Origin of the sequence: Allokutzneria sp. NRRL B-24872, assembly GCF_002155965.1 — a bacterium.
Taxonomy (GTDB): domain Bacteria; phylum Actinomycetota; class Actinomycetes; order Mycobacteriales; family Pseudonocardiaceae; genus Allokutzneria.
The window spans coordinates 1-1,408 of sequence record NZ_MUMH01000279.1 but is presented as its reverse complement, the minus strand read 5'-3'; the positions used below and the strand labels follow the sequence as shown (position 1 = coordinate 1,408).

Genomic DNA, 1,408 nt, shown 5'->3' with positions numbered 1-1,408 from the left:
CGCCCGCGTAACCGCCTCCGCCGCTCACCCCGGAACCTCCGCCCGGCGATCCGTCGCGGTTCCAGACCAGCTCGCTCCGATCCGGCGGCACGATCGGATTCGGCCCCGGGAGCGGGCTCGGCATCGGCGTTGGCGTCGGCTTGGGCCCGGCCTCGACACGATCATCCGGACGCGGCGTGGGCATCGCCTCGCCGCCTCCGCCCGCGCCCAGCTCTCCGCCGCCCCCGCCTCCTCCGGAACCTCCACCTCGCACCCTCGGCGGAACCGGCGCCGGCCCAGGAGGCCCCGGCGGTCCCGGCGGAACAGGCGGCGGCGCGATCTCGGTGTTGAGCGCGATCTTCGGCACGGGCTGCAACGCGGGCATGCTGTCGACCCGCTGCCGCGTGTAGCTCGTGTGCTGCTCCATGATTTCCTGCGCCCGCCGCTCCGCGTTCCGCGCGTCGGCTTCGCGCTTCTGCCAGTCCTGGGTCTGCTTCAGCACGTCCCCGACCGGATTCCCCGTCGGCTGCACCGGTTTCGGTCCCGCGTTCTGCACCGGCGGCACGTTCTTCCGCGCCCAGTCCGATGTCCCCGCCTGCCCCATCGCACTGTTGCGCGAGGTAAAACTGGTCAGCCGCAGCCCGTCCGTGTACTGCCGCAACGACTGCATCCCCGCCGTCGCCTTCGTCGCAGCTTCGCCCTTCCACACCGATTCGGTTTGTCCCAGCGCCTTGGTCACCGCTTCCACGGAACCGATCAATTTCTGGTTGACCTCTTGCAGAACCCGCTCGGTTTCAAAGCTCGCCTTCGCGCCGGCGCCGGAGTGGACCCAGTCCCAGATCTGCTTGTGGGCGACGCCCTTCCAACGCACGTCGAAGTTCACCGCGCTCTCCTCTTCCCGGTCAGCGCCGTGCCAGGAGGGTCTGGATCGCGAACTCCGCGACCCTTTGGGCTTCACGGCAGTAGGTCTCGGTGTCGGTGCCGCGTCCAACCAGCGGTGTTGCCAAGACATCGAGGTACTGGCCGTCCGTCACGTCGACGACGATCTGGCAGTTCTCCAGCGGTAGTTTCTTGGTGATCTTCACCGAGGGAAAGCCAGCCACCTTCGTTTCGTCGGTGGTCGTCGTTCCGCTGCGTCGTTCCGGCTTGAGGTGCTCGGTGGCGTCCTCATTGGTGACCAGGGTGACAAGGGAGCCTGAGCGCGCTGGTGCGGCCAGCGGTTGACTGAAACTGCACTGCTCTTCACCAGGGCGTTGATCGCCGACGGGGCGTCCCTCGGACCTGTAGCTCAGCTGGGCGAGCTGCTCGGCTGAGAGCAGTGTGCACGGATCGACGCCCTTGATCGGAAGGTCCTTGGGGCGGGGAGGGAGCAGGCGAGGCGCGGTGGTTGTCGAGGGCGTCGACGGTGACGTGCTCTGCTCAGCGGCCG

The 1,408-nt window shown here is 68.4% G+C and carries 1 protein-coding gene and 1 pseudogene; both read right to left on the bottom strand.

What is annotated here, in order from left to right; genetic code table 11:
* Positions 1 to 862: pseudogene (locus CCN37_RS40480) on the bottom strand (hypothetical protein); the annotation flags it as partial.
* Positions 863 to 881: 19 nt separating this feature from the next.
* Positions 882 to 1,408: DUF3558 domain-containing protein (locus tag CCN37_RS37395; RefSeq protein ID WP_086830144.1), on the bottom strand; the 527-nt coding region annotated here is incomplete at its 5' end.